This is a genomic window from Arthrobacter sp. CJ23 (assembly GCF_024741795.1).
GTDB lineage: Bacteria > Actinomycetota > Actinomycetes > Actinomycetales > Micrococcaceae > Arthrobacter.
Map to the genome: position 1 here is coordinate 1808542 of NZ_CP102950.1, position 22480 is coordinate 1831021.

The 22480-nt window shown below is 68.3% G+C and carries 16 protein-coding genes; 11 read left to right on the top strand and 5 right to left on the bottom strand.

The genetic code is table 11. The features are described 5' to 3' along the window. The first annotated feature begins 80 nt into the window (after positions 1-80). The 4 genes from NVV90_RS08010 (at position 81) to NVV90_RS08025 (ending at position 5330) form a co-directional block, all read left to right on the top strand. Positions 81-1025, top strand: a complete 945-nt coding sequence (locus tag NVV90_RS08010) for a proteasome assembly chaperone family protein (protein ID WP_258440646.1) — start codon at positions 81-83, stop codon at positions 1023-1025. Between the two features lie 35 nt (positions 1026-1060). Beyond that, positions 1061-2419, top strand: a complete 1359-nt coding sequence (locus NVV90_RS08015) for a nitrate/nitrite transporter (protein ID WP_258440647.1) — start codon at positions 1061-1063, stop codon at positions 2417-2419. 143 nt (positions 2420-2562) lie between these two features. Continuing rightward, positions 2563-3906 carry a DUF4192 domain-containing protein gene (locus tag NVV90_RS08020; protein ID WP_309304104.1) on the top strand — a complete coding sequence of 448 codons (1344 nt, stop codon included), beginning with the start codon at positions 2563-2565 and terminating at the stop codon, positions 3904-3906. 107 nt (positions 3907-4013) lie between these two features. Beyond that, complete coding sequence (locus NVV90_RS08025) at positions 4014-5330, top strand: RNA polymerase sigma factor (RefSeq protein ID WP_258440648.1); 1317 nt, start codon at positions 4014-4016, stop codon at positions 5328-5330. 202 nt (positions 5331-5532) lie between these two features. On the opposite strand, the gene NVV90_RS08030 is transcribed toward NVV90_RS08025, so the two are convergent. Beyond that, positions 5533-5754: a hypothetical protein gene (locus tag NVV90_RS08030; RefSeq protein ID WP_258440649.1), complete on the bottom strand. Its 222-nt coding sequence runs from the start codon at positions 5752-5754 to the stop codon at positions 5533-5535. Positions 5755-5975: 221 nt separating this feature from the next. Here NVV90_RS08030 and NVV90_RS08035 point away from each other — a divergent pair, with 221 nt between their 5' ends. Both NVV90_RS08035 and NVV90_RS08040 read left to right on the top strand, forming a co-directional pair. Then, on the top strand, positions 5976-8084 hold the full coding sequence (locus NVV90_RS08035; protein WP_258440650.1) for a type IIA DNA topoisomerase subunit B: 2109 nt from the start codon (positions 5976-5978) through the stop codon (positions 8082-8084). A 133-nt stretch (positions 8085-8217) separates the two neighbouring features. Beyond that, the gene (locus NVV90_RS08040; protein WP_258440651.1) at positions 8218-9735 is read left to right on the top strand and encodes a M28 family peptidase; all 1518 of its coding nucleotides are present in this window, start codon (positions 8218-8220) and stop codon (positions 9733-9735) included. Between the two features lie 86 nt (positions 9736-9821). Here NVV90_RS08040 and NVV90_RS08045 read toward each other — a convergent pair whose 3' ends face one another. Further along, a complete protein-coding gene (locus tag NVV90_RS08045; RefSeq protein WP_258440652.1) occupies positions 9822-10808 on the bottom strand; it encodes a M56 family metallopeptidase in 987 nt (328 codons plus the stop codon). A 5-nt stretch (positions 10809-10813) separates the two neighbouring features. After that, entirely contained in the window at positions 10814-11200 is a 387-nt protein-coding gene (locus tag NVV90_RS08050) for a BlaI/MecI/CopY family transcriptional regulator (RefSeq protein ID WP_258440653.1), read from the bottom strand. A 315-nt stretch (positions 11201-11515) separates the two neighbouring features. Here NVV90_RS08050 and NVV90_RS08055 point away from each other — a divergent pair, with 315 nt between their 5' ends. Genes NVV90_RS08055 through NVV90_RS08070 form a run of 4 tightly spaced genes read left to right on the top strand, consistent with a single transcriptional unit; the run spans position 11516 to position 18807 of the window. Then, positions 11516-13114 carry a cytochrome ubiquinol oxidase subunit I gene (locus NVV90_RS08055; RefSeq protein ID WP_258440654.1) on the top strand — a complete coding sequence of 533 codons (1599 nt, stop codon included), beginning with the start codon at positions 11516-11518 and terminating at the stop codon, positions 13112-13114. A gap of 20 nt (positions 13115-13134) precedes the next feature. Next, positions 13135-14211: a cytochrome d ubiquinol oxidase subunit II gene (gene cydB, locus NVV90_RS08060; RefSeq protein ID WP_258440655.1), complete on the top strand. Its 1077-nt coding sequence runs from the start codon at positions 13135-13137 to the stop codon at positions 14209-14211. 3 nt (positions 14212-14214) lie between these two features. Continuing rightward, a complete protein-coding gene (cydD, locus tag NVV90_RS08065) occupies positions 14215-17724 on the top strand; it encodes a thiol reductant ABC exporter subunit CydD (protein ID WP_258440656.1) in 3510 nt (1169 codons plus the stop codon). A gap of 9 nt (positions 17725-17733) precedes the next feature. Then, positions 17734-18807 carry a GNAT family N-acetyltransferase gene (locus tag NVV90_RS08070; RefSeq protein ID WP_258440657.1) on the top strand — a complete coding sequence of 358 codons (1074 nt, stop codon included), beginning with the start codon at positions 17734-17736 and terminating at the stop codon, positions 18805-18807. Here the strand turns inward: NVV90_RS08070 and NVV90_RS08075 are convergent. Next, entirely contained in the window at positions 18804-19322 is a 519-nt protein-coding gene (locus NVV90_RS08075; RefSeq protein ID WP_258440658.1) for a DinB family protein, read from the bottom strand. The two genes, NVV90_RS08070 and NVV90_RS08075, sit on opposite strands and share 4 nt — an antisense overlap. Before the next feature lie 127 nt (positions 19323-19449). Between NVV90_RS08075 and NVV90_RS08080 the strand changes: the two genes are divergently transcribed. After that, on the top strand, positions 19450-19833 hold the full coding sequence (locus tag NVV90_RS08080) for a VOC family protein (protein WP_258440659.1): 384 nt from the start codon (positions 19450-19452) through the stop codon (positions 19831-19833). A gap of 82 nt (positions 19834-19915) precedes the next feature. Here the strand turns inward: NVV90_RS08080 and NVV90_RS08085 are convergent, their stop codons facing one another. Continuing rightward, on the bottom strand, positions 19916-22444 hold the full coding sequence (locus NVV90_RS08085) for a DNA topoisomerase (ATP-hydrolyzing) subunit A (protein ID WP_258440660.1): 2529 nt from the start codon (positions 22442-22444) through the stop codon (positions 19916-19918). Positions 22445-22480: the final 36 nt, after the last annotated feature.

Below are 22480 nucleotides of genomic sequence, written 5' to 3' on the forward strand. Positions count from 1 at the left end.
AGCCCCGCGGGCCTTCGATGGTGTGAACCCAGGCGTGCGGCGGCTGACCCCGAACCTCGCCTACGCGAAAGGACCATGCCGTGTTTGAACGGATATCCGGCTCCCTCCTGGACCCTGAGGCGCTCTACGCCAGCAACATCGAACTGTTCCACAGCCCGGAACTCCGCGGTCTGAACATGCTGATGGGCTTCACCGGCTTTGCCGACGCCGGGCATGTGGTCAGGCAGATCAACGCCGAACTGCTGGACGGGTCCGACGTCGACGCCGAGGTGGTGGCAGTGTTCGACGCCGACCAGCTGATCGACTACCGCTCCCGGCGCCCGCATATCAGCTTCGTCGAGGACCACCTGCAGGACTACCAGGCACCGAAGCTGGCCCTCTACCGCCTCAAGGACGGCCTGGGTCAACCTTTCCTCCTGCTCGCGGGCTTCGAGCCGGACCTGCAGTGGGAGCGCTTCTCGCGCGCCGTCGTCGGGATAGTGGAAAAGCTGGACGTCAACCTGGTGGCCTGGATCCATTCCATCCCCATGCCCGTGCCGCACACGCGCCCCGTCGGTGTCACCGTGCACGGCAACCGGCCGGAACTCATCGAGGGCATCTCCAGCTGGAAGCCCACTGTGGAGGTGCCGGCAGCCATCGGCCACATCCTCGAGCTCAGGCTCACCGAGGCGGAACGGAACGTTGCCGGCTACGTCATCCACGTGCCGCACTACCTCTCTGAAGCTGAATACCCGCCCGCCGCGGTGGCCGGACTGGAGTATCTGGGTGCGGCAACGTCCCTCATGCTGCCCACGGACCGCCTCCGCGAGGCAGGACGGGAAGTCGGCCGGCAGATCGCCGAACAGATCGAGGCGTCCGAGGAAGTCCAGCAGGTGGTTGCCAACTTGGAGACCCGCTACGACGAGAAAGCCGAGGGCACGGTCCGCCGTTCGCTGCTGGCCGACGAAAACGATGAACTGCCCAATGCCGAGGACATCGGCGCCGCTGTGGAGGCCTATTTGGCCCGAAAAGACTCGCGTCCTTAAATCTGTCTTTAACGGCGGGCTGGCATAATCGAGGAGTGAATGCTCCCCGCGCCTGGCTCATCTGGACAATCGGGGTGTTCGCCTATCTGGTGGCGGTCACCCAGCGGACATCGTTCGGAGTGGCCGGACTGGAAGCGACGGAGCGCTTCCACGCAAGCGCTGCTGCCATCTCGTTCTTTACCGTGCTGCAGCTGCTCGTCTACGCAGGACTGCAGATTCCCGTGGGGGTCCTGGTTGACCGCTTCGGCTCGCGGGCCATGGTGGCCGGCGGCGCCGTGCTCATGGGGCTGGGTCAGCTGCAGCTCGCCCACGCCGACAGCATTCCCGGCGGCGTGATGGGCCGGGTGCTGGTGGGCGCGGGCGACGCAATGACCTTCATTTCGGTGATCAGGCTCATCCCGCTGTGGTTCGCCCCGTCCAAAGTGCCGATCGTGACCCAGCTGACCGGCATGAGCGGGCAGCTCGGGCAACTGTTCAGTGTGGTGCCCTTTGCACTGATGCTGCACACCGTCGGCTGGACCCCCGCCTTCCTGGGCCTGGCCGCAATGTCGGTGGTCGCCGTCGTGCTGGTCCTGGCCATCATGCGGGATGCGCCCCCGGGCCATCCGCCGCGCGAAACCGGCCAGGGGCTGCGCGCCACCGGGATCTCCCTGTCCCGGGCCTGGAAACAGCCGGGCACCAGGCTGGGCCTCTGGAGCCACTTCACCATCCAGTTCAGCGGGAACATGTTCGCCATGACCTGGGGGTACCCCTTCCTCATCTCAGCCCAGGGGCTTGATGCTGCCACGGTCTCAGGGCTCATGGCCCTGTTTGTGGCCACCGCCATCGTGGCAGGCCCCGGATTCGGCCGCTTCGTGTCCAAGCACCCCATGCGGCGCTCGGCCATGGTCCTGCTGATCACGCTCGCCACGGCGCTGGCCTGGGCGGCCGTGCTTGTCCTGCCGGACAGGGCACCCCTCTGGCTGCTTGCCCTCCTGGTAGTGGTCCTGGCCGTCGGTGGGCCGGGATCCATGATCGGCTTCGACTTCGCCCGCACCTTCAACCCTTCGCACCGGATCGGCACGGCCACGGGAATCGTCAACGTGGGCGGGTTCATCGCGGCCCTCGTGGCCATCTACCTGATCGGCCTCATCCTCGACGTGCTGAACGCCACGGGCTTCTCAGGCGGAGAGCTCTACGGCCTGGCCCCGTTCCGGATTGCCCTCAGCGTGCAATTCCTGCTCCTGGGCCTCGGCACAGTGCTGATTCTGGTGACCCGCCGCAAGGTGCGCCGCCAGATGGCAGCACAGGGCGTCCACGTACCGCCGCTGCTGGCCACGCTGCTGGAACAGCGGCGCAGCCGGATTGAACGACGCCGGACCCGTTCCGACAAGCAGGACAGCCCCACGGCCTGAGGGGCCGCCTGCACTGTGTCGCGGCGGGCGGGGGATGCCTGACCTGTCCTCCACATCGCCGATTCCGTTTGCCCGGTCCGCACTTCTCCACATAGGGCGGTTGCCCTGTGTCATGCCCGGGTTGCGCTGCCGATGCTGGAACCATGACTTCCAAAGAACGCATGACCATCAGCCAGCCAGAGGACGTTCTGGGCTTCATTCCGCACGTCCTGGGCTATTGGCCCACCGACAGCCTCGTTGCGATCACCATGCAGGGCAACACGCTCGGCGCCACCCTGCGGGTGGACTTGCCCGCCGGCGGATCACGGAGCCTCCTGCCGCTCTTTGCCGCCAGGGTGCGGGACTACCTCGCCGCTGATGAACGCGCCGACGGCGTCCTGCTGGCCGTCTTCACCGATGCCGGCTGGCAGGACGGAACCTTGCTGGACCGCAACATGCCCCTGCTGGCGGAGCTGCAGGAAGTGCTCGGCAGCGGACCCTGCGTCCGGGAAGCCTGGCTTGTCGGTACCGAGTACTGGCGGAGCGCATACTGCACGGACGCCGCGTGCTGCCCGGCGCCGGGACGGCCCGTCGAGCAGATCCGGGACAGCAGGATCAACGCCGAAATGGTGTACCGGGGGAGCAGCGTGGCCAATCCGCCGCCCGCGGGCATACCGCTCGGTGCGGACCCGCGCCACCTCGGCACCCTGGATTCCGAGGAACGGCACCTTGCACAGATGCTCCTGCATTGGCGGAGCCGCCGCAGCCTGGATGCCGTGCTGGAGCTGTGGGGCCGGATCCTCGACGGGCCGGACGCCCCGTTGACGCCGGAGTTGCTTGGCTTCCTGCGGGCGAGCCTGCGCGTGCCCGCCTGGCGGGATGCCGTGGCGGTGATGGCCGCCGCCGGCACCTCGGCAGCCTGCCGCGGGGCCGAAGCGTTCGGGTACCTCACCGCCAACGACGACGGGCCTCCCCTCGATGTTCCGAAGGTGGCGGGCACGGCCGGTGACACGGCGGGCACGGACGCGAATGCCGACGGCGCTCCCCTCAGCTACGGAGATGTTCTGCTCGGACTTCACCCCCGGATTCCGGACTGGCCCCGCATGGAACGGCTTGAAGCGGTCCTCTCCGGCCTGCGGGACGCCGGCGGCGGCGAGGCCCTCGCGGCGATCCTGACCCTGCAGGGATGGATCCACTGGTGCAAGGGGAGCGGCTCCTTCGCCCACGGGCACTTCGTTCGGGCGGACGCCGAACAACCCGGCTACCGGCTTGCCGAACTCCTGGGCGAGTGGTGCGGCGCGGGACGATTTGCGGCTGGGCCCGGCGGCGCGAGGCGGCATGGCGGAAGTTTGGCGGCGCGGCGGCCTGAGCTGACGGCCGTGCCCCGCCTTTCGATTCGGAAAAACCGTGAGACAATGGTTGCCGAGACCCGGTTGGGTCCGTGTATCGAATGCCCGAAATGCCCCTGGACCAGGGAACATTCCGGTGCCGTCGGGAGTTCTACTTAGTGGCTCTGCAGGCGGCGCTCGCATTTGATGTTGATCGCGGACTTGACAGGGTCATAGTGGTGTTGCCCGTATGGTGATTCCACAGACCGCCGCTAGAAAGGTTTTCTGTGACCCCGTCTTCCGCCGAGAAGGAACCCGCCGCCCAGGCCGAACTGTCCGCCGAAGAAAAGAAGGCGGCTACGTCTGCGAAGCGCGCGGCGACACGTGCTGCCAACAAGGCTTCAGCTGAAGGCGCCAGCGCCTCCGACAAGCCGGCACCCAAGAAGCGCGGGCCCAAGCCCGGCGCCAAGGCTGCGGCCGAAGCCGCAAGCAAGTCCGGCGATGCAGACGCCGAGGACGTTGACGTGGAGGACGAGGACTTCGACCCCGCGGCCCCCGATGCCGAACTCGGCGAGGACGACGCCGAGGACGGCGCAGCCGCCAAGGACAAGCCTGCCGCCACCGGTTCCGGCTTTGTCTACTCCGACGCCGACGACGACGACGCCCCCGTGCAGCAGGTCATGTCGGCCGGCGCCACGGCCGACCCCGTCAAGGACTACCTGAAGCAGATCGGCAAGGTTGCCCTGCTGAATGCCGAGCAGGAAGTCGACCTCGCCCTCCGGATCGAAGCAGGCCTGTTCGCCGAAGAGAAGATCAACGCCGACGACGGCTCGATGGACCCGAAGCTCAAGCGTGAGCTCGAATTCGTCATCCACGACGGCAAGCGCGCCAAGAACCACCTCCTTGAGGCCAACCTGCGCCTCGTTGTCTCGCTGGCCAAGCGCTACACCGGCCGCGGCATGCTGTTCCTGGACCTCATCCAGGAAGGCAACCTGGGCCTGATCCGTGCCGTCGAGAAGTTCGACTACACCAAGGGCTTCAAGTTCTCCACCTATGCCACGTGGTGGATCCGCCAGGCCATCACCCGCGCCATGGCCGACCAGGCCCGCACCATCCGCATCCCGGTGCACATGGTGGAAGTCATCAACAAGCTTGCCCGCGTGCAGCGCCAGATGCTGCAGGACCTCGGCCGCGAACCTACGCCGGAAGAGCTGGCTCTCGAGCTGGACATGACCCCGGAAAAGGTTGTCGAGGTCCAGAAGTACGGCCGCGAGCCGATTTCCCTGCACACCCCGCTGGGTGAAGACGGCGACTCCGAGTTCGGTGACCTCATTGAGGACTCCGAAGCCGTTGTCCCGGCGGACGCCGTGAGCTTCACGCTCCTGCAGGAGCAGCTGCACTCCGTCCTGGACACCCTGTCCGAGCGCGAGGCCGGCGTTGTGGCCATGCGCTTCGGCCTGACCGATGGCCAGCCGAAGACTTTAGACGAAATCGGCAAGGTCTACGGCGTCACGCGTGAGCGCATCCGCCAGATCGAATCGAAGACCATGTCCAAGCTGCGGCACCCGTCCCGGTCCCAGGTCCTGCGGGACTACCTGGACTAGAGCGTCCCGGCTTTGAACGTGTTGCGGGCCCCTCCGGATTTTCTCCGGAGGGGCCCGCTTTCGTTCCCACCGTTGTCTGCAGACTGCCACCGAGCGAGGCGCCCCGTCGTGCCGCATGAAAAAAGCAGCAGGGCCCCTCCGGTAGGAGGGACCCTGCTGCTGTGAAATGGTATGCCGGCGTGATGCGCCGGCGTCTTCCCGTCTAGTCGACCGGGACGGGTGCCTTCTCGTTGAGGCGGCCCGTCTCATCGTGCCAGTCGGAGGTCATTGGCCGGAGCGTGGCCTCAACTGCGCGTGCGTGGTGGCCGCAGAAGAGCAGCTCCCCACCGGAGGATTCGAGTACAGCGCGGACATATGCTTGTGCCCCGCAACGGTCGCACCGGTCAACTGCGTTGAGCGTGCGGTCTGCAACTGCTGTTGTCATGTCGGCCTCCTTAGTAGTTCTGTATACCCATATAACCAGCATTTGTGGCCAAACCATGCCAAGGATGGATCACGTTCGCTGTCCGCGTATCACATGTCCGTAACGCAGGGAAGTGGCGTCCGGCACGTTCGGGAGTCACAGCCCATGCCACGGGACCGGGGCGACTAGCCTAGTATGAGCACTGTTTGCCTTGAGATATCCCCCGAAGGAGCGCACCGCGAGTGGCACCGAGTTCTGAATACAACGCCCGGCATCTGTCTGTGCTGGAGGGTCTGGAAGCGGTCCGCAAGCGCCCCGGCATGTACATCGGCTCCACGGACTCGCGCGGCCTCATGCACTGCCTCTGGGAAATCATCGACAACTCCGTGGATGAGGCCCTCGCCGGCTTCGGCCACGACATCAAGGTCATCCTGCACGCGGACAACTCGGTGGAAATCCACGACGACGGCCGCGGCATCCCGGTGGACGTCGAACCCAAGACCGGGCTCACCGGCGTCGAGGTCGTCTTCACGAAGCTGCACGCCGGCGGCAAGTTCGGCGGCGGCTCCTACACCGCCTCCGGCGGCCTGCACGGCGTGGGCGCCTCCGTGGTCAACGCGCTGTCCGGCCGCCTCGACGTCCAGGTGGACCGCGGCGGCAAGACCTACCAGATGAACTTCCGCCGCGGCGAGCCGGGCCGGTTCAAGGACACCGGCTCCAAGCCCAACCCCGCCGCGCCCTTCGAGCCGTTCGTGGAGGACTCGGTGCTCGACGTCGTCGGTAAGGCCAAGCGCGGCGTAACCGGCACGCGCGTGCGCTACTGGGCAGACCGGCAGATCTTCACCCCGGACGCCAAGTTCTCCTATGACGAGCTCGCGGCCCGCGCCCGCCAGACCTCCTTCCTGGTGCCCGGCCTGAAGATCACTGTCCGGGACGAACGCAGGCTGCCCGGCACGCCGGGCGAACACGGCGGCCACGAAGAGGTGTTCCACCACGACGGCGGCATCTCGGAGTTCGTCGAATTCCTCGCCGCCGATGCGGGCGTCACGGACGTCTGGCGCCTGCACGGGGCCGGCAAGTTCAAGGAGACCGTGCCGGTCCTGGACGAAAACGGCCACAGCAAGATCGCCGAGGTGGAGCGAGACTGCGAAGTGGACATCGCCCTGCGCTGGGGCATCGGCTACGAGACCACCATGCGCAGCTATGTGAACATCATTGCCACGCCGAAGGGCGGCACGCACCAGGCCGGCTTCGAGGCAGCGCTCCTGAAGACGTTCCGCAAGGCCGTGGAAACGAACGCCCGCAAGCTCAAGGCCGGCAACGACAAGATCGAAAAGGACGACGTGCTGGCCGGGCTCACCGCCGTGCTGACAGTCCGCCTGGCCGAGCCGCAGTTCGAGGGCCAGACCAAGGAAATCCTCGGCACCTCCGCCGTCCGGGCAATCGTGGCGAGGGTGGTGGAGAAGGAGATCACCGCCCGGCTCAACTCCGCCAACCGCAACGACAAGGCCCAGTCGGCCCTGCTGCTGGAAAAGATCGTGAGCGAGATGAAGTCGCGCATCTCGGCGCGCGTCCACAAGGAAACCCAGCGGCGCAAGAACGCCCTGGAAACGTCCTCGATGCCCACCAAGCTGGCAGACTGCCGCACGGACGACGTCGGGCGCTCTGAACTGTTCATCGTGGAAGGTGACTCGGCCCTGGGCACGGCCAAGCTGGCCCGCTCGTCCGACTTCCAGGCCCTGCTGCCCATCCGGGGCAAGATCCTCAATGTCCAGAAGGCGTCCGTGGGCGACATGCTCAACAACGCCGAATGCGCCGCGCTGATCCAGGTGGTGGGGGCGGGCTCTGGCCGCAGCTTCGACATCGACGCCGCCCGCTACGGCAAGGTCATCCTCATGACCGACGCCGACGTCGACGGCGCACACATCCGTACCCTGCTGCTGACGCTTTTCTTCCGCTACATGCGCCCGATGGTGGAGCAGGGCCGTGTATACGCCGCCGTGCCGCCGCTGCACCGCGTGGAGGTCATCAATGCAGGCCAGAAGGCCAACGAGATGATCTACACCTACTCCGAGGCTGAGCTGCACGTGCTGCTGGCCCAGCTGGCGAAGGAGGGCAAGCGCTACAAGGAGCCGATCCAGCGCTACAAGGGCCTCGGTGAAATGGATGCGCAACAGCTCGCGGAAACCACCATGGATCCGAGCCACCGCACGCTCCGCAAGGTGGGCATCGAGAGTGCCCAGCGGGCCGAGGAAGTCTTCGATCTGCTGATGGGATCCGACGTCGCCCCGCGCAAGGAATTCATCATTGCGGGTGCGTCGAGCCTGGACCGGGAACGCATCGACGCCTGACGGTTGCTCCGGTGCGTCACCGGGAATGCTGGGGATCTTCCACGCATGCAGGCGATCCGATAGTGTCTTCTCACTGCTCCGGGCAGTGGTGCCCGGAGTCGGATTCGGTAGTGCAACAGCCCAGGAGATCCCAATGAAGCAGAACCGGAATATTCGATGCGCGGCCGTGGCCGCCACCATAGGCTTGGCGGTCAGTTTCGCACCGCCGGCCTATGCCGACAACGGAACGGACACCGCAGCATTGCGGCAGGCAGTTTCCGCGGCCGGAATCCAGACACACCTCGCCGCACTCCAGGCCGTGGCCGACGCCAATGACGGAAACCGCGCGGCGGGAACCCCCGGCTACGAGGCATCAGCGCAGTACATCGAAGGCCAGTTGGCTGCGGCAGGCTACGCGCCCGTCAGGCAGCACTTCTCGTACGAGCAGTTCATCGTGGCAGGGGCCGGGCTCGCGCAGCTGACGCCCAACCCGACAAGCTACACGGACGGCACCCACTTCCAGGTGATGAGCTACTCCGGAGCCGGCGACGTAGCGGCCGCCGTCTCCGCCGTCGACATCAACCTGGTGGGCGACCGTGCCTCCACCAGCGGCTGCGAAGCAGGCGACTTCGCCTGGTTCACGCCCGGCAACATCGCACTCATCCAGCGCGGAACCTGCACCTTCCGCCTCAAGGTGGACAACGCCGCTGCTGCAGGTGCCTCCGGCGTGATCGTTTTCAACCAGGGCAACGTGGTCCCGGGGGATGACCGGCTGGGCTTGATCTTCGGCACCCTTGATCCGCCGCTCGCCGCCATCCCCGCTGTGGGCGTGCCCTTTGCGCTCGGCGAGGAGCTGGCGGGCCTGGCCGGGCTGACCATGCGGCTTACGGTCGATGCTTCGGTGAAGTCCGTGGACACCTTCAACATCCTGGCCGACACGGCAGGGCGTGCGGACCGCACCGTGGTGGTGGGGGCGCACCTTGACTCCGTCGGCGAGGGGCCAGGCATCAACGACAACGGCACCGGCAGTGCCGCCATCCTGGAAACGGCCATCCAGCTTGCGTCCGGGCATGATCCCGTCAACCGGGTCCGCTTCGCGTTCTGGGGCGGGGAAGAGGACGGGTTGATCGGTTCCGAGTTCTACGTCGCCCAGTTGTCGGCCCGGGAGCTCAAGAACCATGCGGTGAACCTCAACTTCGACATGGTGGGCTCGCCCAATGCCGTGCGCTTTGTCTATGACGGCGACGGTTCGGCCTTCGGCGAGACCGGGCCCAACGGTTCGGCGCGGGTGGAGCAGGTGTTCCTCGACTACTTCGCCTCACAGGGCCTGGCGACGGCCCCCACCGAGTTCGACGGCCGCTCGGACTACTTCGGCTTCATCAACAACGGGATTCCCGCCGGCGGACTCTTCACCGGTGCCGAGGGAATCAAGACCGCCGGAGAAGCTGACGTCTTCGGGGGCACGGCGGGTGAGGCCTACGATCCCTGCTACCACAGTGCCTGCGACACCATCGCCAACGTCGATCACGTGGTGCTGGAGGAGATGGCCGATGCCATCGCCCACGCGACACTCTCGTTCGCCGAGACCACCTCGGCGATCAACGGCACGTCCAAGGGCAGCGGCTCCGGCAACGTGGACCTTGAATTCAAGGGCAACATGGCGCTGAAGTAACAGCTGCAGGAGCCAAGGGCCGGCCGGATTCCGTACGCGGAGCCCGGCCGGCTTTGCTCTGCCTGGCACGGCTTGCCTGCCAGGGCTCAGCCCAGCAGGCCCGGCACGATCAGCAGGGCCGTGGGCACTGCCAGCAGCATCGCCGACGCCGCCAGCACCAGGGCGCGCAGGCCTTTCGCAAGCGGCGGCTTCGGTGAGAGCAGGCGGCTGACGCGTGACGCCGTCGTGCGCGGTGAATCGGCCCCGCCGGTGGCGCTCAGGGCGCTGTCCTCGACGCCGGCCCCCGCCAAGGCCAGCGGTCCCTGCCCCGCGACCGGTGCCGGGGAGCCGCTGGCGACGATTGCGATCGCCTTGATGAGGGTGCCTTTGCTTTCGGTCCGCAGTGCGACGTCGTCGGCGAGCATTTCGATGAGGGAGTTGACCGCCGTCTGGGCCAGCCGCGTGGTGGGGAACCAGGGGAGCGCCTGGCGCCAGGCGGCGAAGGCCCACAGCAGGAGGTCGTGCCGCTGGCTCAGGTGCGCGTTTTCGTGGATGAGGACGGCGCGGAGCTCGTCCGGCTCCAGGGCCGCCATGAGCCCGTCCGAGAGGACAGTCACCGAGCGCGCGCCGCCCGGCAGGCAGTACGCCACGGGGGAGTCGTGGTTGATGACCACGGTGCCCGGGCCGTCGTCGGAGGGCGACGCGAGCAGTTCCAGCAGCTGCCGGTGCCGGCGGCGCTGGCGCTCGATCTTGTAGTAGGTCAGCAGCAGCGTGAACACCAGATGGGCGCTGAGCAGCGCCGCGGCGGACAGTGCGAACAGGTGCCAGAAGCCCAGTGCGGTGGTGGGCTCGTTGCGCAGGACCATGCCGGCGAGTCCGCGGAGCCCGGCGAGGAGATTGTCGCCGATCGGTTCAAGCCCATAGACGAGCATCGCGCCGATCATCGAGAGCCCACCGGCCAGCGCGATGGCCTGCCACAACACCATGGCCGTGAAGGGGGCGCGTGCGGGCCATTGCGCCCGCGACAAGAGCACAGGCACCGGCCACGCCAGTATCAATGCCAGGACCGCCAGGAAGTATGAGGTCCAGAACATAGTGGCTAATTGTAGCCGAGCAGCTTGCGCAGTGTTGCGGCTTCGCTTTCCGTGACGGAACCGATGAAGCGGGCCAGCACGGCCTCGCGGTCCGGGGCGGACCCCAGGACTTCATGCATGAGTTCGGCGGTGTGGTCCGCACGGCTGGACACGGCCTGGTAGCGGTGCGGGCGGGTGCCGCGCTCGCGCTCCACGAGGCCCTTCTTCTCCAGGCGCGACAGCACCGTCAGTACGGTGGTGACCGCGAGATCCTTGCCCTGGTGGCCGGCGTTCCCGTCAACCGCGGCGGAGTCCTGCGCCAGCAGGTCGCGGAGGGTATTGGCTGTTGCAGCCTCGTGGCCTGCCCAGAGCAGGTCCATGACCGCCCGTTCCAGTTCGCCAAGACTTGCCATCAATACGTCCCTACCTTCCGTCTCCCGCGGCCATTACGACCGGTCAGGAGGCGATGATCCAACATTCCACCATCAATCTACCGCTTTTCGGCCGTTGATTCTACGCGAGGTAGAACTGTGGGCGTGGCGAGGCCGGGCCCAGGGCGTCCCTGCGGCGGCCTCAGCGCGGCAATGCGCGAGTGGGCCTTGCGGCACTGTTACGCCGCTTGAAGAATGGGAAGCGTGCGAGGCCATTTGTTCTACACTGTGTAGAAGAGTAGTTTTCTACGTAACGTAGAAAACTCCGCACTTCGGTCCACCGGACAAAGGACAGCCATGGACGCTTTGGAAATTGCACGCTGGCAATTCGGAATCACCACCGTCTACCACTTCATGATGGTGCCGCTGACCATCGGCCTGGGACTGGTGGTCGCCGTCATCCAGACCCTCTGGTACCGCACGGGCAAGCCCGAATACCTCCGCATGACCAAGTTCTGGGGCAAGCTCTTCCTCATCAACTTCATCATGGGCGTAGCCACGGGCATCGTGCAGGAATTCCAGTTCGGCATGGCTTGGAGCGAGTACAGCCGCTTCGTGGGCGATGTGTTCGGCGCCCCGCTGGCCCTGGAAGCGCTCCTGGCCTTCTTCGTCGAATCCACCTTCCTGGGCCTGTGGATCTTCGGCTGGAAGCAGCTCAAGCGCGGCGTGCACCTCGCGTGCCTGTGGATTGCCGTGGTGGGCTCGATCTTCTCCGCCTACTTCATCATCGTGGCCAACTCCTGGATGCAGCACCCCGTGGGTGTCGATATGGTCAACGGCCGGCCCGTCATGACCGACGCCTGGGCCGTCTTCACCAACAACACCGCACTGGTGGCCGTACCCCACACACTCTTCGGCGCCCTCGGCGTGGCCGGCGCCTTCCTGCTCGGCATCGCCTGGTACCACCTCTGGCGCCGCCGCCACGACGGCATCGACACCGTGGGCACGGACGGCCGGGCCATCCCCGGCGCAGCCGCCATCCCCGGCCGCGACGCCACCGACTACAAGGTCTGGATCCGCTCCCTGCGCATCGGCGCCGTCGTCGCCATGATCTCCTTCGCCGGCACGGCCCTCACCGGTGACCTGCAGGGCAAGCTCATGTTCGAACAGCAGCCCATGAAGATGGCCGCCGCCGAGGCTGCCTGCCATGACGGCACCGGCTTCTCCGTCCTGAGCGTCGGCAACCTGGGCGCCAAGAACTGTGACGACATCGTGGCCGTCATTGAAGTGCCCGGCATCCTCTCCTTCCTGGCCAAGGGCGACTTCACCACCGAGGTCAAGGGCGTCAACAGCCTCCTCGGCGAATACCAGGCCAAGTACGGCACGCACCTGCCGGGCAACCCCCTCTACGGCGAGCGCGCAGGCCAGGAAATCCAGTACGTGCCTGTCATGGAAGTGACCTACTGGGGCTTCCGCATGATGATCGGCTTCGGCGGAGTCGCCGCCTTCGCCGCCCTCCTGGCGCTCTGGGCCACCCGCAAGGGCACGGTCCCGCAGTCCCGCTGGCTCATGCGCCTGGCCGTCTTCGGCATCCTGGCCCCCTTCGGCGCCAACGCCGCGGGCTGGATCTTCACCGAAATGGGCCGCCAGCCCTTCGTGGTCGCGCCCAACCCGGACGCCAACGGCATCGACCAGGTCTTCATGTTCACGGCCGCGGCGGTTTCGCCCGGAGTCAGCCCCGGGGAGCTCATGACCTCGCTGGTGGTCCTGACCGCCATCTACGCCGTGCTGCTGGTGGTCGAGGTCCGCCTGCTGGTCAAGTACGTGCGCGGCGGCGTGGCCTCCGCGATGCCGGAGCTCGGCCACGCCGCGGACCACGACAAGCGCGACAAGCACGACGACGGAACGCCAGGCCCGGAAAAGTCCGGCGACGACGTCCTGGCATTCGCCTACTAGGAAGCAGAGGAATCTCGACAATGGAACTCTTGCCTGCCATCTGGTTCGTGGCCATCGCCGTGCTCTGGACCGGCTACCTTTTCCTGGAGGGTTTCGACCTTGGCGTCGGAATGCTCATGAAGCTGTTCGCCCGTGACAACACGGACCGGCGCGTTCTGCTGAACACCATCGGCCCGGTCTGGGACGGCAACGAGGTCTGGCTCCTGACGGCCGCCGGCGCCACCTTCGCCGCGTTCCCGCTCTGGTACGCCTCCCTCTTCTCGGCCCTGTACCTGCCGCTGCTGTGCGTCCTGGTGGCGCTGATCTTCCGGGCTGTGGCCTTCGAATACCGGGGCAAGGTGGACTCCGCGCGCTGGCGCACCGGCTGGGACTGGGCGATCGCCGTCGGCTCCTTCGTGGCCGCCTTCGGGATCGGCGCCGCCCTGGCCCTGACCACCACCGGCCTGCCCCTGGACGCCAACGGCGACCGCAGCGGCGGACCCTTCGCCTGGTTCAGCGGCTATGCGCTGCTGGGCGGCCTCGGTGTGGTGGCCTTCGCCCTGATCCATGCCCTGGCATTCCTCGCGCTGAAGACCGACGGCGATGTCCGGCACCGGGCGCGGCGCTGGTTCGTGCGGCTGGTCCCGGTCGCCGTGCTGCCCATGCTGGGCTGGATGGTTTCCGTGCAGCTGCTCAGCGGCAAGCCTTGGACCTGGGCCTTGGTGGCGGCCGGTGTCCTGGCCGTCGCGGCCGCGTGGATCCTTGCCCGGAAGGGCGCCGAAGGCAGGGCGTTTGCTGCCCTGGGCGTCTTTGTGGTCTGCGCGACGGCGTCCATCTTCGGGGCGGCTTTCCCCGTGGTCGTCCCGTCCACGCTGGACGCGGCCTTCAACCTGACCATCTCCAATGCCTCGTCCTCGGACTACACGCTGGGCCTCATGAGCATCGTGGCCGCGTTCGGCCTTCCGCTGGTGATCGCCTACCAGGCCTGGACCTACTGGGTGTTCCGCCGCCGCGTCAGTGCTGCCCACATCCCGCCGGCCCACGGCTTCCTCCCGGCCATCGCGGCCAGGGTCCTCGTGGCCAAGCCCGCGGCACCTGGCACCGGCGCCACGGAGTAACGCATGAAACCCGAGTTCCCCGCCGGACCGTCCACCCGCGCCGCCCTGTACCTGCTGGGCCTGCTTGCTGCGCTCAAGGCCTTGTCGCTGGTCCTCATGGGACAGGCCGTGGCCGCGATTCTGGCAGGGCTTGCCGGCGGGGGAACCGGATGGCGGGAGCAGCTCGTCTGGGGTGCCGCCGGTGCCGTGCTGCGTTCCTTCGCCGTATGGGGCCAGGGCGTCGCCGCGCGCCGCGCGGCCCTGGGGGTCAAGGAGGAACTCCGCGCAGCACTGCTGGCGCGCGCACTGCACAGCGGCGCAGCGGACGCCCGGGACGGGATGAGCGACGGCGGACTCGCCGTCCTGGCAACGCGCGGCCTGGACGCACTGGACAATTACTACACCCAGTTCCTGCCGGCCCTGGTCAACTGCGCCACCGTGCCCCTGCTCCTGGGCGCCCGGATCCTGTTCGCCGACTGGGTCAGCGCCGTGGTCATCGTCCTGACCGTGCCCTTGGTGCCGCTCTTCATGGTGCTGATCGGCCGCCACACCGAAGACCGCGTGCACCAGGCCCAGGCCACCCTCCGCCGCCTCTCCGGGCACATCCTGGAACTGGCCAAGGGCCTGCCCGTCCTGGTTGGGCTGGGACGGGCCAGCGATCAGCGCGCCGCCCTCGAGGACATTTCCGAGCAATACCGCACCCGCACCATGGGCACGCTGCGCACCGCCTTCCTCTCCGCCCTGGCCCTGGAACTCATCGCCACCATCTCCGTGGCGGTGGTGGCCGTGTTCATCGGCGTCCGGCTGGTGGCCGGGGACATGGGCCTGGAAGCCGGACTGCTGGCCCTGATTCTCGCCCCGGACTGCTACCTGCCCCTGCGCGAACTCGGCACCGCCCACCACGCCAGCGACGACGGCCGGGCAGCACTCGCCGCCAGCAACGGCGTGCTGGAGGCCCCCCGTGCCCGGCGGCTGGAGTCCGCTTCCGGCGGGCCAGATGGCGGCAACCCCGACGACGGCAGGCCGGCAGGCGTCGACGTCGCCGGACTGTGCGTGCGGTACACGGGGCGGCGGGCGGCCGCCGTCGGGCCCCTCGACTTCCACGCCCCGTCGGGGCGGATCACCGCACTCGACGGGCCCAGCGGCGCCGGGAAGAGCACCGTACTGGGGGTCCTGGCCGGAACCATCGGCGACGGAGCGGGCGCCGCCGTGGCGGGCCGGATCACCGGGATCGCCGAAGGTGCCGTGGCCTGGGTGCCGCAGCACCCCGCCATGGTCGCAGCCACGGTGCTCGAGGAGATCATCCTGTACCTGGGCAGGGGAAACGAAGCCGGGCAGGACGAACCCGGGCAGGGCGCGGGCGGGAACGCCGCCGACGCCGCCGCCGCGATGGCGGTCCTGCGGCGGGCCTCGGCGGGCCACCTCGCGGCGAAGCACCCCGCGGAACTGAGCCCCGGTGAACTGCGCAGGGTGGCCCTGGCCCGGGGGCTGGCCCGCCTCGACGCCGGCGCCACCGTGCTGCTGCTGGATGAGCCCACGGCCCACCTGGACCACGAATCCGCCCGGGCCGTGCGCTCTGCCATCGAGTCGCTGCGCGGCACGGCCACCGTGATCCTGGTGGCCCACGACGCCGAGACCAGGGCGCTCGCCGAGCACGTGGTGACGCTGGGCGGCGTCCATGGCCGGACATCCGCCGTGGACGGCCAAGGACAGGTCCCGGCGGCGGCCGTGTCCATCCCCGTATCCCACCCGCTGCCGGCGGTGGCACCCGCGACCCCGGCCATGGATGCCCCGGCCGTTGCCCTGGTCACGGCCGTGCCCGGCGCCGGACGGAGCCTCGCACGCATCCTCGGCCCCCTCTGGCTGCGCTTCACCGGTGCCGGCGCCGTGGGCGCGCTCGCGGCGCTGTTCGCCGTGGCCCTGTCCGGCCTGTCCGGATGGCTCATCATTCGCGCCAGCGAACAGCCGCCCATCCTCTATCTGCTGGGCGCGATCGTCGGCGTCCGCTTCTTCGGCATCGGCCGGGCCGTGCTCCGCTACTGGGAACGCCTCCTGACCCACGATGCCGTCTTCGCCGCCATGACGCGGCTCCGCGGCTCGCTGTGGGCCACGCTCAGCCGCCGCGCACTGTCCCTCCGGCGCCTGCTGCAGGGCGGCAATGTGCTGGGCGCGGTGGTGGACGACGTCGATACGCTCCGGGACCTGCTGCCCCGGGTGGTGCTTCCCCCGCTGACGGCGCTCGCCGTCGCGGCCTGCGGCGTCACGGCCACGGCCCTGCTGGTGACGGCCGCCGTGCCCGCCGTCGCCCTGGCCGCGCTCTGCGGATTGCTCGTTGCTCCCGCGGCCGCTCTGCTGGCCGACCGGAACGCCGCCCGGGCCGAACAACAGCTCCGCTCGGTGGTCCTGGACGGCGTCGCCTCCGCCCTGGACGCCCGGGCCGAACTCAGCGCCAACGGCGTTGCGGCCGCGGTCCTGCGCCGGCTCCGCAGCGGCGACCGTGCCGCCACGGCAGCGGCCCAGCGCTCCGCCTGGGCCGAGGGGCTGGGCCAGGCCGTCACCGTGCTAGCGTGCACGCTGGCAGCCCTCTGGGCGGGCCTGCTCGCCGCGCCGGCCGTGGAAGGCGGCGCAGCAGCGCCGGCCATTGCCGCCGTCGTGGTCCTCATGCAGCTGGCGCTCGTGGAGCCGTACGCCGCCGTGGTCACCGCCGTGCGCCAGGCGCCGGCCCTCGCGGCGGTCCTCAGGCGCGTGGCCGGCTCGGGCGCCCTGGACGCCCCCGGCCGCGGCATTCCCGACGCCGGCGTCCGGCCCCTGCCCGACCGTCCCGGCCGGGCCCCCGGCCTGCGGTTCGACGACGCCGCAGCGGCCTGGCCCGGCGGTCCGGCCGTGTTCAGCGGACTCAGTGCCGAGGCGGCCCCGGGCCGCTGGCTCGCCGTCACCGGTCCGTCCGGCTCCGGCAAGTCCACGCTGCTCTCCGTGCTGCTGGGTTTCCTCCCCGTGCAGGAGGGCACCGCGCGGCTCACCGGCACGGCAGCCTGGTGCCCGCAGGAGGCCCACCTCTTCGACTCCACCATCCGCGGCAACCTCCTCCTGGCCCGGCCCGCCGGCAGCAAGCCAGGCGAGGACGCCATGCACGGGGCGCTGGCCGCCGTCGGGCTCTCCACCTTGGTGGCGGGAATGCCCGGCGGGCTGGATGCCCGGATCGGCCCCGGCGGGGCCTTCCTGAGCGGTGGCGAACGGCAACGGCTCGCCATGGCCCGGACCCTCCTCAGCGGCGCCTCGGTCCTGCTGCTGGACGAGCCCACGGCGCACCTGGATGCGGCGTCCGCGCGCACCATGATGGCCGAACTCCGTGCGGGACTGAAGGACGTCACGGTGGTCCTGGTGACGCACAACCCGGCGGACATCGATCCGGCGGACGCACGCCTGGAGTTGGCTTCCCTGGATTCAGCAGCCCTGGATGCCCCAGCGGACGGCGGGGCCGGCTTCGGCACGCCGGGCGAGCCGAAGCTGGTGGGACAGGCTACTCCTCAGTAGCCTGTTGGCATGTCTTCCACAGAGCAACCGTCCACTGTGCAACCTTTCACCACGCACGCCGGCAAAGAAGCCTTCGCCGGGGCGGAATTTCCGGACCCCCTTGCGACAGGACTGGACTGGCGCCCCGCCACGGCAGCGGACCTGGACAGCTGGGCCGCCCTGATTGCCCGCACGGCCGCCGCTGAGCATCCTGTCTGGTTCGACAAGCACGCCGACCTGGTCCAGGTCCTGGAGAACAGCAAGAACGATCCGCGCACCCACACCGTGCTTGGGACCGACGGCGACGGCGTCCCGCGCGCCTACGGCCGCATTGCCAAGAACCCGGACGGTGACAAGGCCCACGGCATGGGATGCGTGGACCCCGGCTGGCAGCGCAGGGGCATCGGTGCCGCCATTGTTGATTGGCAGGAGCGGCTTGCCAAGGCGCGCTTTGCCGCGGACGCAGCGACAGGACACGGGCAGGGCCATGGACCGGCGCAGGCACGGCTGCGGATCTTCAACGAGGAGGTGCAGCAGGGCCGTTCGGCGTTGCTGCAGCGGTTGGGCTATTCGACGGTCCGCTGGTACAACGAAATGCACCGGTCTCTGAGCGTCCCGATTCCGGCGGCGGCAGTGGCGGATGGCCTGGAACTCGTCACCCTGGAGCCGTCGCTGCACGAGCCCGTGCGGCTGGCCCACAACGACGCCTTCCGGGACCATTGGGGGAGCGAGCCGCGGGACGAGGAATCCTGGCGTTTCACGCTGGAGCACCCCCAGCTTCGGCCGGACTGGAGCACGGTGGTCGTTGACCGTGCCAGCGGCGAGGTAGCCGGTTACCAGCTGGCAAGCTTTGATCCGGACACGGCGGCCGAACGTGGCTTCGCGGAGGGCTACACCGAACTCCTGGGGGTCCGGCGTGCCTACCGGGGGCGCGGCATCGCCCAGGCGCTGCTGGCCGATGCCATGCGCCGCTTCGCCGGTTCCGGCATGGAGGTGGCCTCACTCGACGTCGACTCGGAAAACCCCACCGGCGCCCTGGCCCTGTACATGGGCATGGGCTACACGGCGGTCAACCGCTCCATGTCGTGGGAGAAGCTGCTCTAGCCATCCACATCGTGCAGGTGGTGGACCACGTCGTGCAGGAAATACTGCGCGAACGTCAGCACCGTGAACTCGGAGCCGTTGCTCCGTGTTCCGGTCCGCTGCCATTCGTCCTCGACGACGGCGGCGAACGACGCGGCGATCTGCTCGCCCTCGGCCTGCAGCTGGTCCGCCACGGTGCGGGCATCAGCGCCGGCATAGTCGCCGTCGATCGCGGCCTGGTCCTGGTCCCAGTTGGCGAAAGTGGCGTCATCCTCGCTGAGCATCAGGTTGAGCCGCTGGTCGAACAGGCTGAAGACATCGCGCACATGGCAGGCGTACTCCAGGGCGGACCAAGCGTGCTCGTTCGGCCGCACGGCAACGTCATCGCGGCGCAGCACCTTGCGCCATCGCGGCAGCATGTTGGTGACAGTTCCCGGCACGGTGGAAGGGGTGACTGTGCTGGCGTCGAAACCGCATTCGGGGCACGGCCGCGACAGCACCCAGGTCCAGTCTTTGTCTTCAGGAATGATCGGCATGCGGCCAGTCTAGGGCCCGCCCGCGCCGAACGCCGCCAGCCCGCAAAGTTCACGCGGTTTCCCCGATACTTGCGGCACTGTCAGGAGTAAAGTTCATCCCGGGGGAGAGCCCGGAAAGTGAACAGCCATGCTCAAGGATCTAAGCGTCGCGGCGGTGCTCCCGGCCAGCGACATCAGCCGCGCCCGGGACTTCTACCGGGACAAGCTCGGACTGGAACCGGACAATCCGGACGCCACTGACAACCTGCTGTACAAGTGCGGGAACGGCACGGCGTTCCTGATCTACCAGACGCCCAACGCTGGCAGCGCCAAGAACACCCAGATGGGGTGGACCACTGACAATCTCGACGAGGAAATGGCCGATCTCAAGTCCCGTGGCGTCGTCTTCGAGGAATACGACTTCCCGGGACTGAAGACGGAGAACGGCGTCGCCACCATGCCGGACGGCGAACGCGGCGGCTGGTTCCTCGATTCCGAAGGAAACATCCTCAGCATCGCCACGATGCCCTAGACAGCGCCACCAGGGGACAGGGAAAACACCACGGCGGGGCCGACGGTCTTGCCTGCGGCCCCGCCGTGTGGTGTGGCTGTTCCTAGTCCTCCGCTCCTGGGGCCCCGGCGGCCGCCCAGGCCATGCTCGGACCGATCTCCTCCACAGGCTGGGACAGGGGGATGCCGGAACCGTCGCGGCGGCCGTGTTCCTGCGGCAGGGCGCGTGCCACGCCGGCCGAGGAGGAGGCCTTCGCGGGTCCGTGCCCCGCCCAGGCCAGCAGCAGCATGTCTTCGCCCTTGAGGAAGCGGTGTGCACGCACGCCGCCCGTGGCGCGGCCCTTGGCCGGGTATTCCTCGAACGCCGTGACCTTGGCCGTTCCCGGTGCGGTGCCCGGCAGCGCGCCCCGGGTCCCTGAAATGGTCACGACGACGGCGGCGGGGTCGTCCGCGCGGACCGTGCCGAAGTGGATGGCCTGGTCACCTGCGGCGAGCTTGATGCCCTGCATGCCTCCGGCGGTGCGGCCCTGCGGGCGCACATTCGAGGCACTGAACCGCAGCAACTGGGCCTGCTGCGTCACGAACACGAGTTCGACGTCGTCGTCCTGGGCGGGCTCCACGGCGAGGACGGTGTCCTTGTCCTTGAGCGTGATGATCTCCCAGTCTTCCCGGTTGAGCGGGTAGTCCGGCTGGACGCGCTTGACCACGCCCTGGACCGTTCCGAGGGCCAGGACCACGTCCAGCGGGACGAAGGCCACCAGGGTTTCGCCCTTGAGCAGCGTGATGAAGTCCTTGGCTGGCACGCCGCCGGCCAGGTTGGGGACACCGGCAACCGGCGGCAGCACCGGCATGTCCATGACCTGCAGCCGCAGCATGCGCCCCTGCGAGGTCACGGCACCGATTTCGCCGCGCGCAGTGGTCCTGACCACGGAACGGAAGACATCGTGCTTGCTCCGCGGCCCGGCTTCGGCCAGGGGATCCTGGGCGGAGGTGCGGGCAATCTGCCCGGAGGCACTGAGCAGCACCCAGCAGGGGTCGTCCGGAATTTCCATGGGCAGCGCGTCGGCCTTGCCCTTGGCGCCGGGGGCAGCGGCGAGCGCGGCGGCGACCGTGGGGGAGACGGCCTCGGATTCGAGGAGCACCGTGCGGCGCGGGGTCCCGTACTTCTCGGAGATCTCGGCGAGCTCGCCGGACACCAACTCCCGGAGCAGGACGTCGGAGTCCAGGATGGCCTGGAGGGCGGCGATGTCCAGGCGCAGCTGCTCCTGTTCCTTTTCCAGCTCGAGGCGCGAGTACTTGGTCAACTGGCGCAGGCGCAGTTCCAGGATGTGGTTGGCCTGGATTTCGCTGAGGTCGTAGATGGACATCAGCCGTTCCCTGGCCGCGGAGACCTCATCGGAGGAGCGGATGATCTGGATGACCTCGTCGATGTCCACGATCGCGATCAGCAGGCCCTCCACCAGGTGGAGGCGGTCCTTCTTCTTGCCCAGGCGGAACGCCGTGCGGCGGCGCACCACGGACAGGCGGTGCCCCACATAGACCTGCAGCAGCTCGAGCAGTCCGAGGGTCTGCGGCTGGCCATCCACCAGGGTGACGTTGTTGATGCCGAAGGAGTCCTCCATCGGCGAGTACCGGTAGAGCTGTTGCAGCACGGCGTTGGGGTTGAAGCCGTTCTTGAGCTCGATGACGAGCCGCAGCCCGTGGTTGCGGTCCGTGAGGTCCACGACGTCGCTGATGCCGGTCAGCTTCTTCGCGTTGACGGCGTCCTTGATTTTCTCGATGACCTTTTCCGGGCCCACCATGTACGGGAGCTCCGTGACCACAAGGCCGGTGCGGCGGGCCGTGAGCTGCTCCACCTCCACCTTGGCGCGGGTCTTGAATGAGCCGCGCCCGGTGGCGTAGGCGTCGCGGATCCCGTCCAGGCCGACGATGCGCCCGCCGGTGGGCAGGTCCGGGCCCGGGACGAACGCCATGATGTCCGCCAGCGTGGCGTCCGGGTTCGCGATCAGGTGCCGGGCGGCCGCGATGACTTCGGCCAGGTTGTGCGGGGCCATGTTGGTGGCCATGCCGACGGCGATGCCGGTGGCGCCGTTGACCAGCAGGTTGGGGAACGCTGCCGGCAGGACGTCGGGCTGGGTCAGCTGGTTGTCGTAGTTGGGGACGAAGTCCACCACGTCTTCGTCGAGGTGGTCCGTCATGGTCAGCGCAGCGGCCGCCAGACGGGCTTCGGTGTAACGCGGCGCGGCCGGGCCGTCGTCGAGCGAACCGAAGTTGCCGTGCCCGTCGATCAGCGGCAGGCGCAGGGAGAAGTCCTGCGCCATGCGCACCATGGCGTCGTAGATGGCCGTGTCGCCGTGCGGGTGCAGCTTGCCCATGACCTCGCCCACCACGCGGGCGCTCTTCACATGGCCGCGGTCCGGGCGCAGGCCCATGTCAGACATCATGTACAGGATGCGTCGCTGCACCGGCTTGAGACCGTCGCGGGCGTCCGGAAGTGCGCGCGAATAGATCACCGAATACGCGTACTCCAGGAAGGAACCTTCCATTTCGGACGTGACGTCGATGTCGACAATGTTCTCGGTAAAATCCCCTGCGGGTTCGCCGGTGCGTGCGGGGTTTTGGCTGCGGGCCATGGGGTCGGTGGATCCTTAAAGATGTACTGCGGATGT

What these genes read in the sequence shown, in the direction of transcription:
- NVV90_RS08055 (WP_258440654.1), top strand. Translation starts at nt 11,516, where the DNA reads ATGGACGCTTTGGAAATTGCACGCTGGCAATTCGGAATCACCACCGTC.
- NVV90_RS08075 (WP_258440658.1), bottom strand. Translation starts at nt 19,322, where the DNA reads ATGCCGATCATTCCTGAAGACAAAGACTGGACCTGGGTGCTGTCGCGG.
- NVV90_RS08050 (WP_258440653.1), bottom strand. Translation starts at nt 11,200, where the DNA reads ATGGCAAGTCTTGGCGAACTGGAACGGGCGGTCATGGACCTGCTCTGG.
- cydD (WP_258440656.1), top strand. Translation starts at nt 14,215, where the DNA reads ATGAAACCCGAGTTCCCCGCCGGACCGTCCACCCGCGCCGCCCTGTAC.
- NVV90_RS08085 (WP_258440660.1), bottom strand. Translation starts at nt 22,444, where the DNA reads ATGGCCCGCAGCCAAAACCCCGCACGCACCGGCGAACCCGCAGGGGAT.
- NVV90_RS08080 (WP_258440659.1), top strand. Translation starts at nt 19,450, where the DNA reads ATGCTCAAGGATCTAAGCGTCGCGGCGGTGCTCCCGGCCAGCGACATC.
- NVV90_RS08070 (WP_258440657.1), top strand. Translation starts at nt 17,734, where the DNA reads ATGTCTTCCACAGAGCAACCGTCCACTGTGCAACCTTTCACCACGCAC.
- NVV90_RS08020 (WP_309304104.1), top strand. Translation starts at nt 2,563, where the DNA reads ATGACTTCCAAAGAACGCATGACCATCAGCCAGCCAGAGGACGTTCTG.
- NVV90_RS08040 (WP_258440651.1), top strand. Translation starts at nt 8,218, where the DNA reads ATGAAGCAGAACCGGAATATTCGATGCGCGGCCGTGGCCGCCACCATA.
- NVV90_RS08045 (WP_258440652.1), bottom strand. Translation starts at nt 10,808, where the DNA reads ATGTTCTGGACCTCATACTTCCTGGCGGTCCTGGCATTGATACTGGCG.
- cydB (WP_258440655.1), top strand. Translation starts at nt 13,135, where the DNA reads ATGGAACTCTTGCCTGCCATCTGGTTCGTGGCCATCGCCGTGCTCTGG.
- NVV90_RS08030 (WP_258440649.1), bottom strand. Translation starts at nt 5,754, where the DNA reads ATGACAACAGCAGTTGCAGACCGCACGCTCAACGCAGTTGACCGGTGC.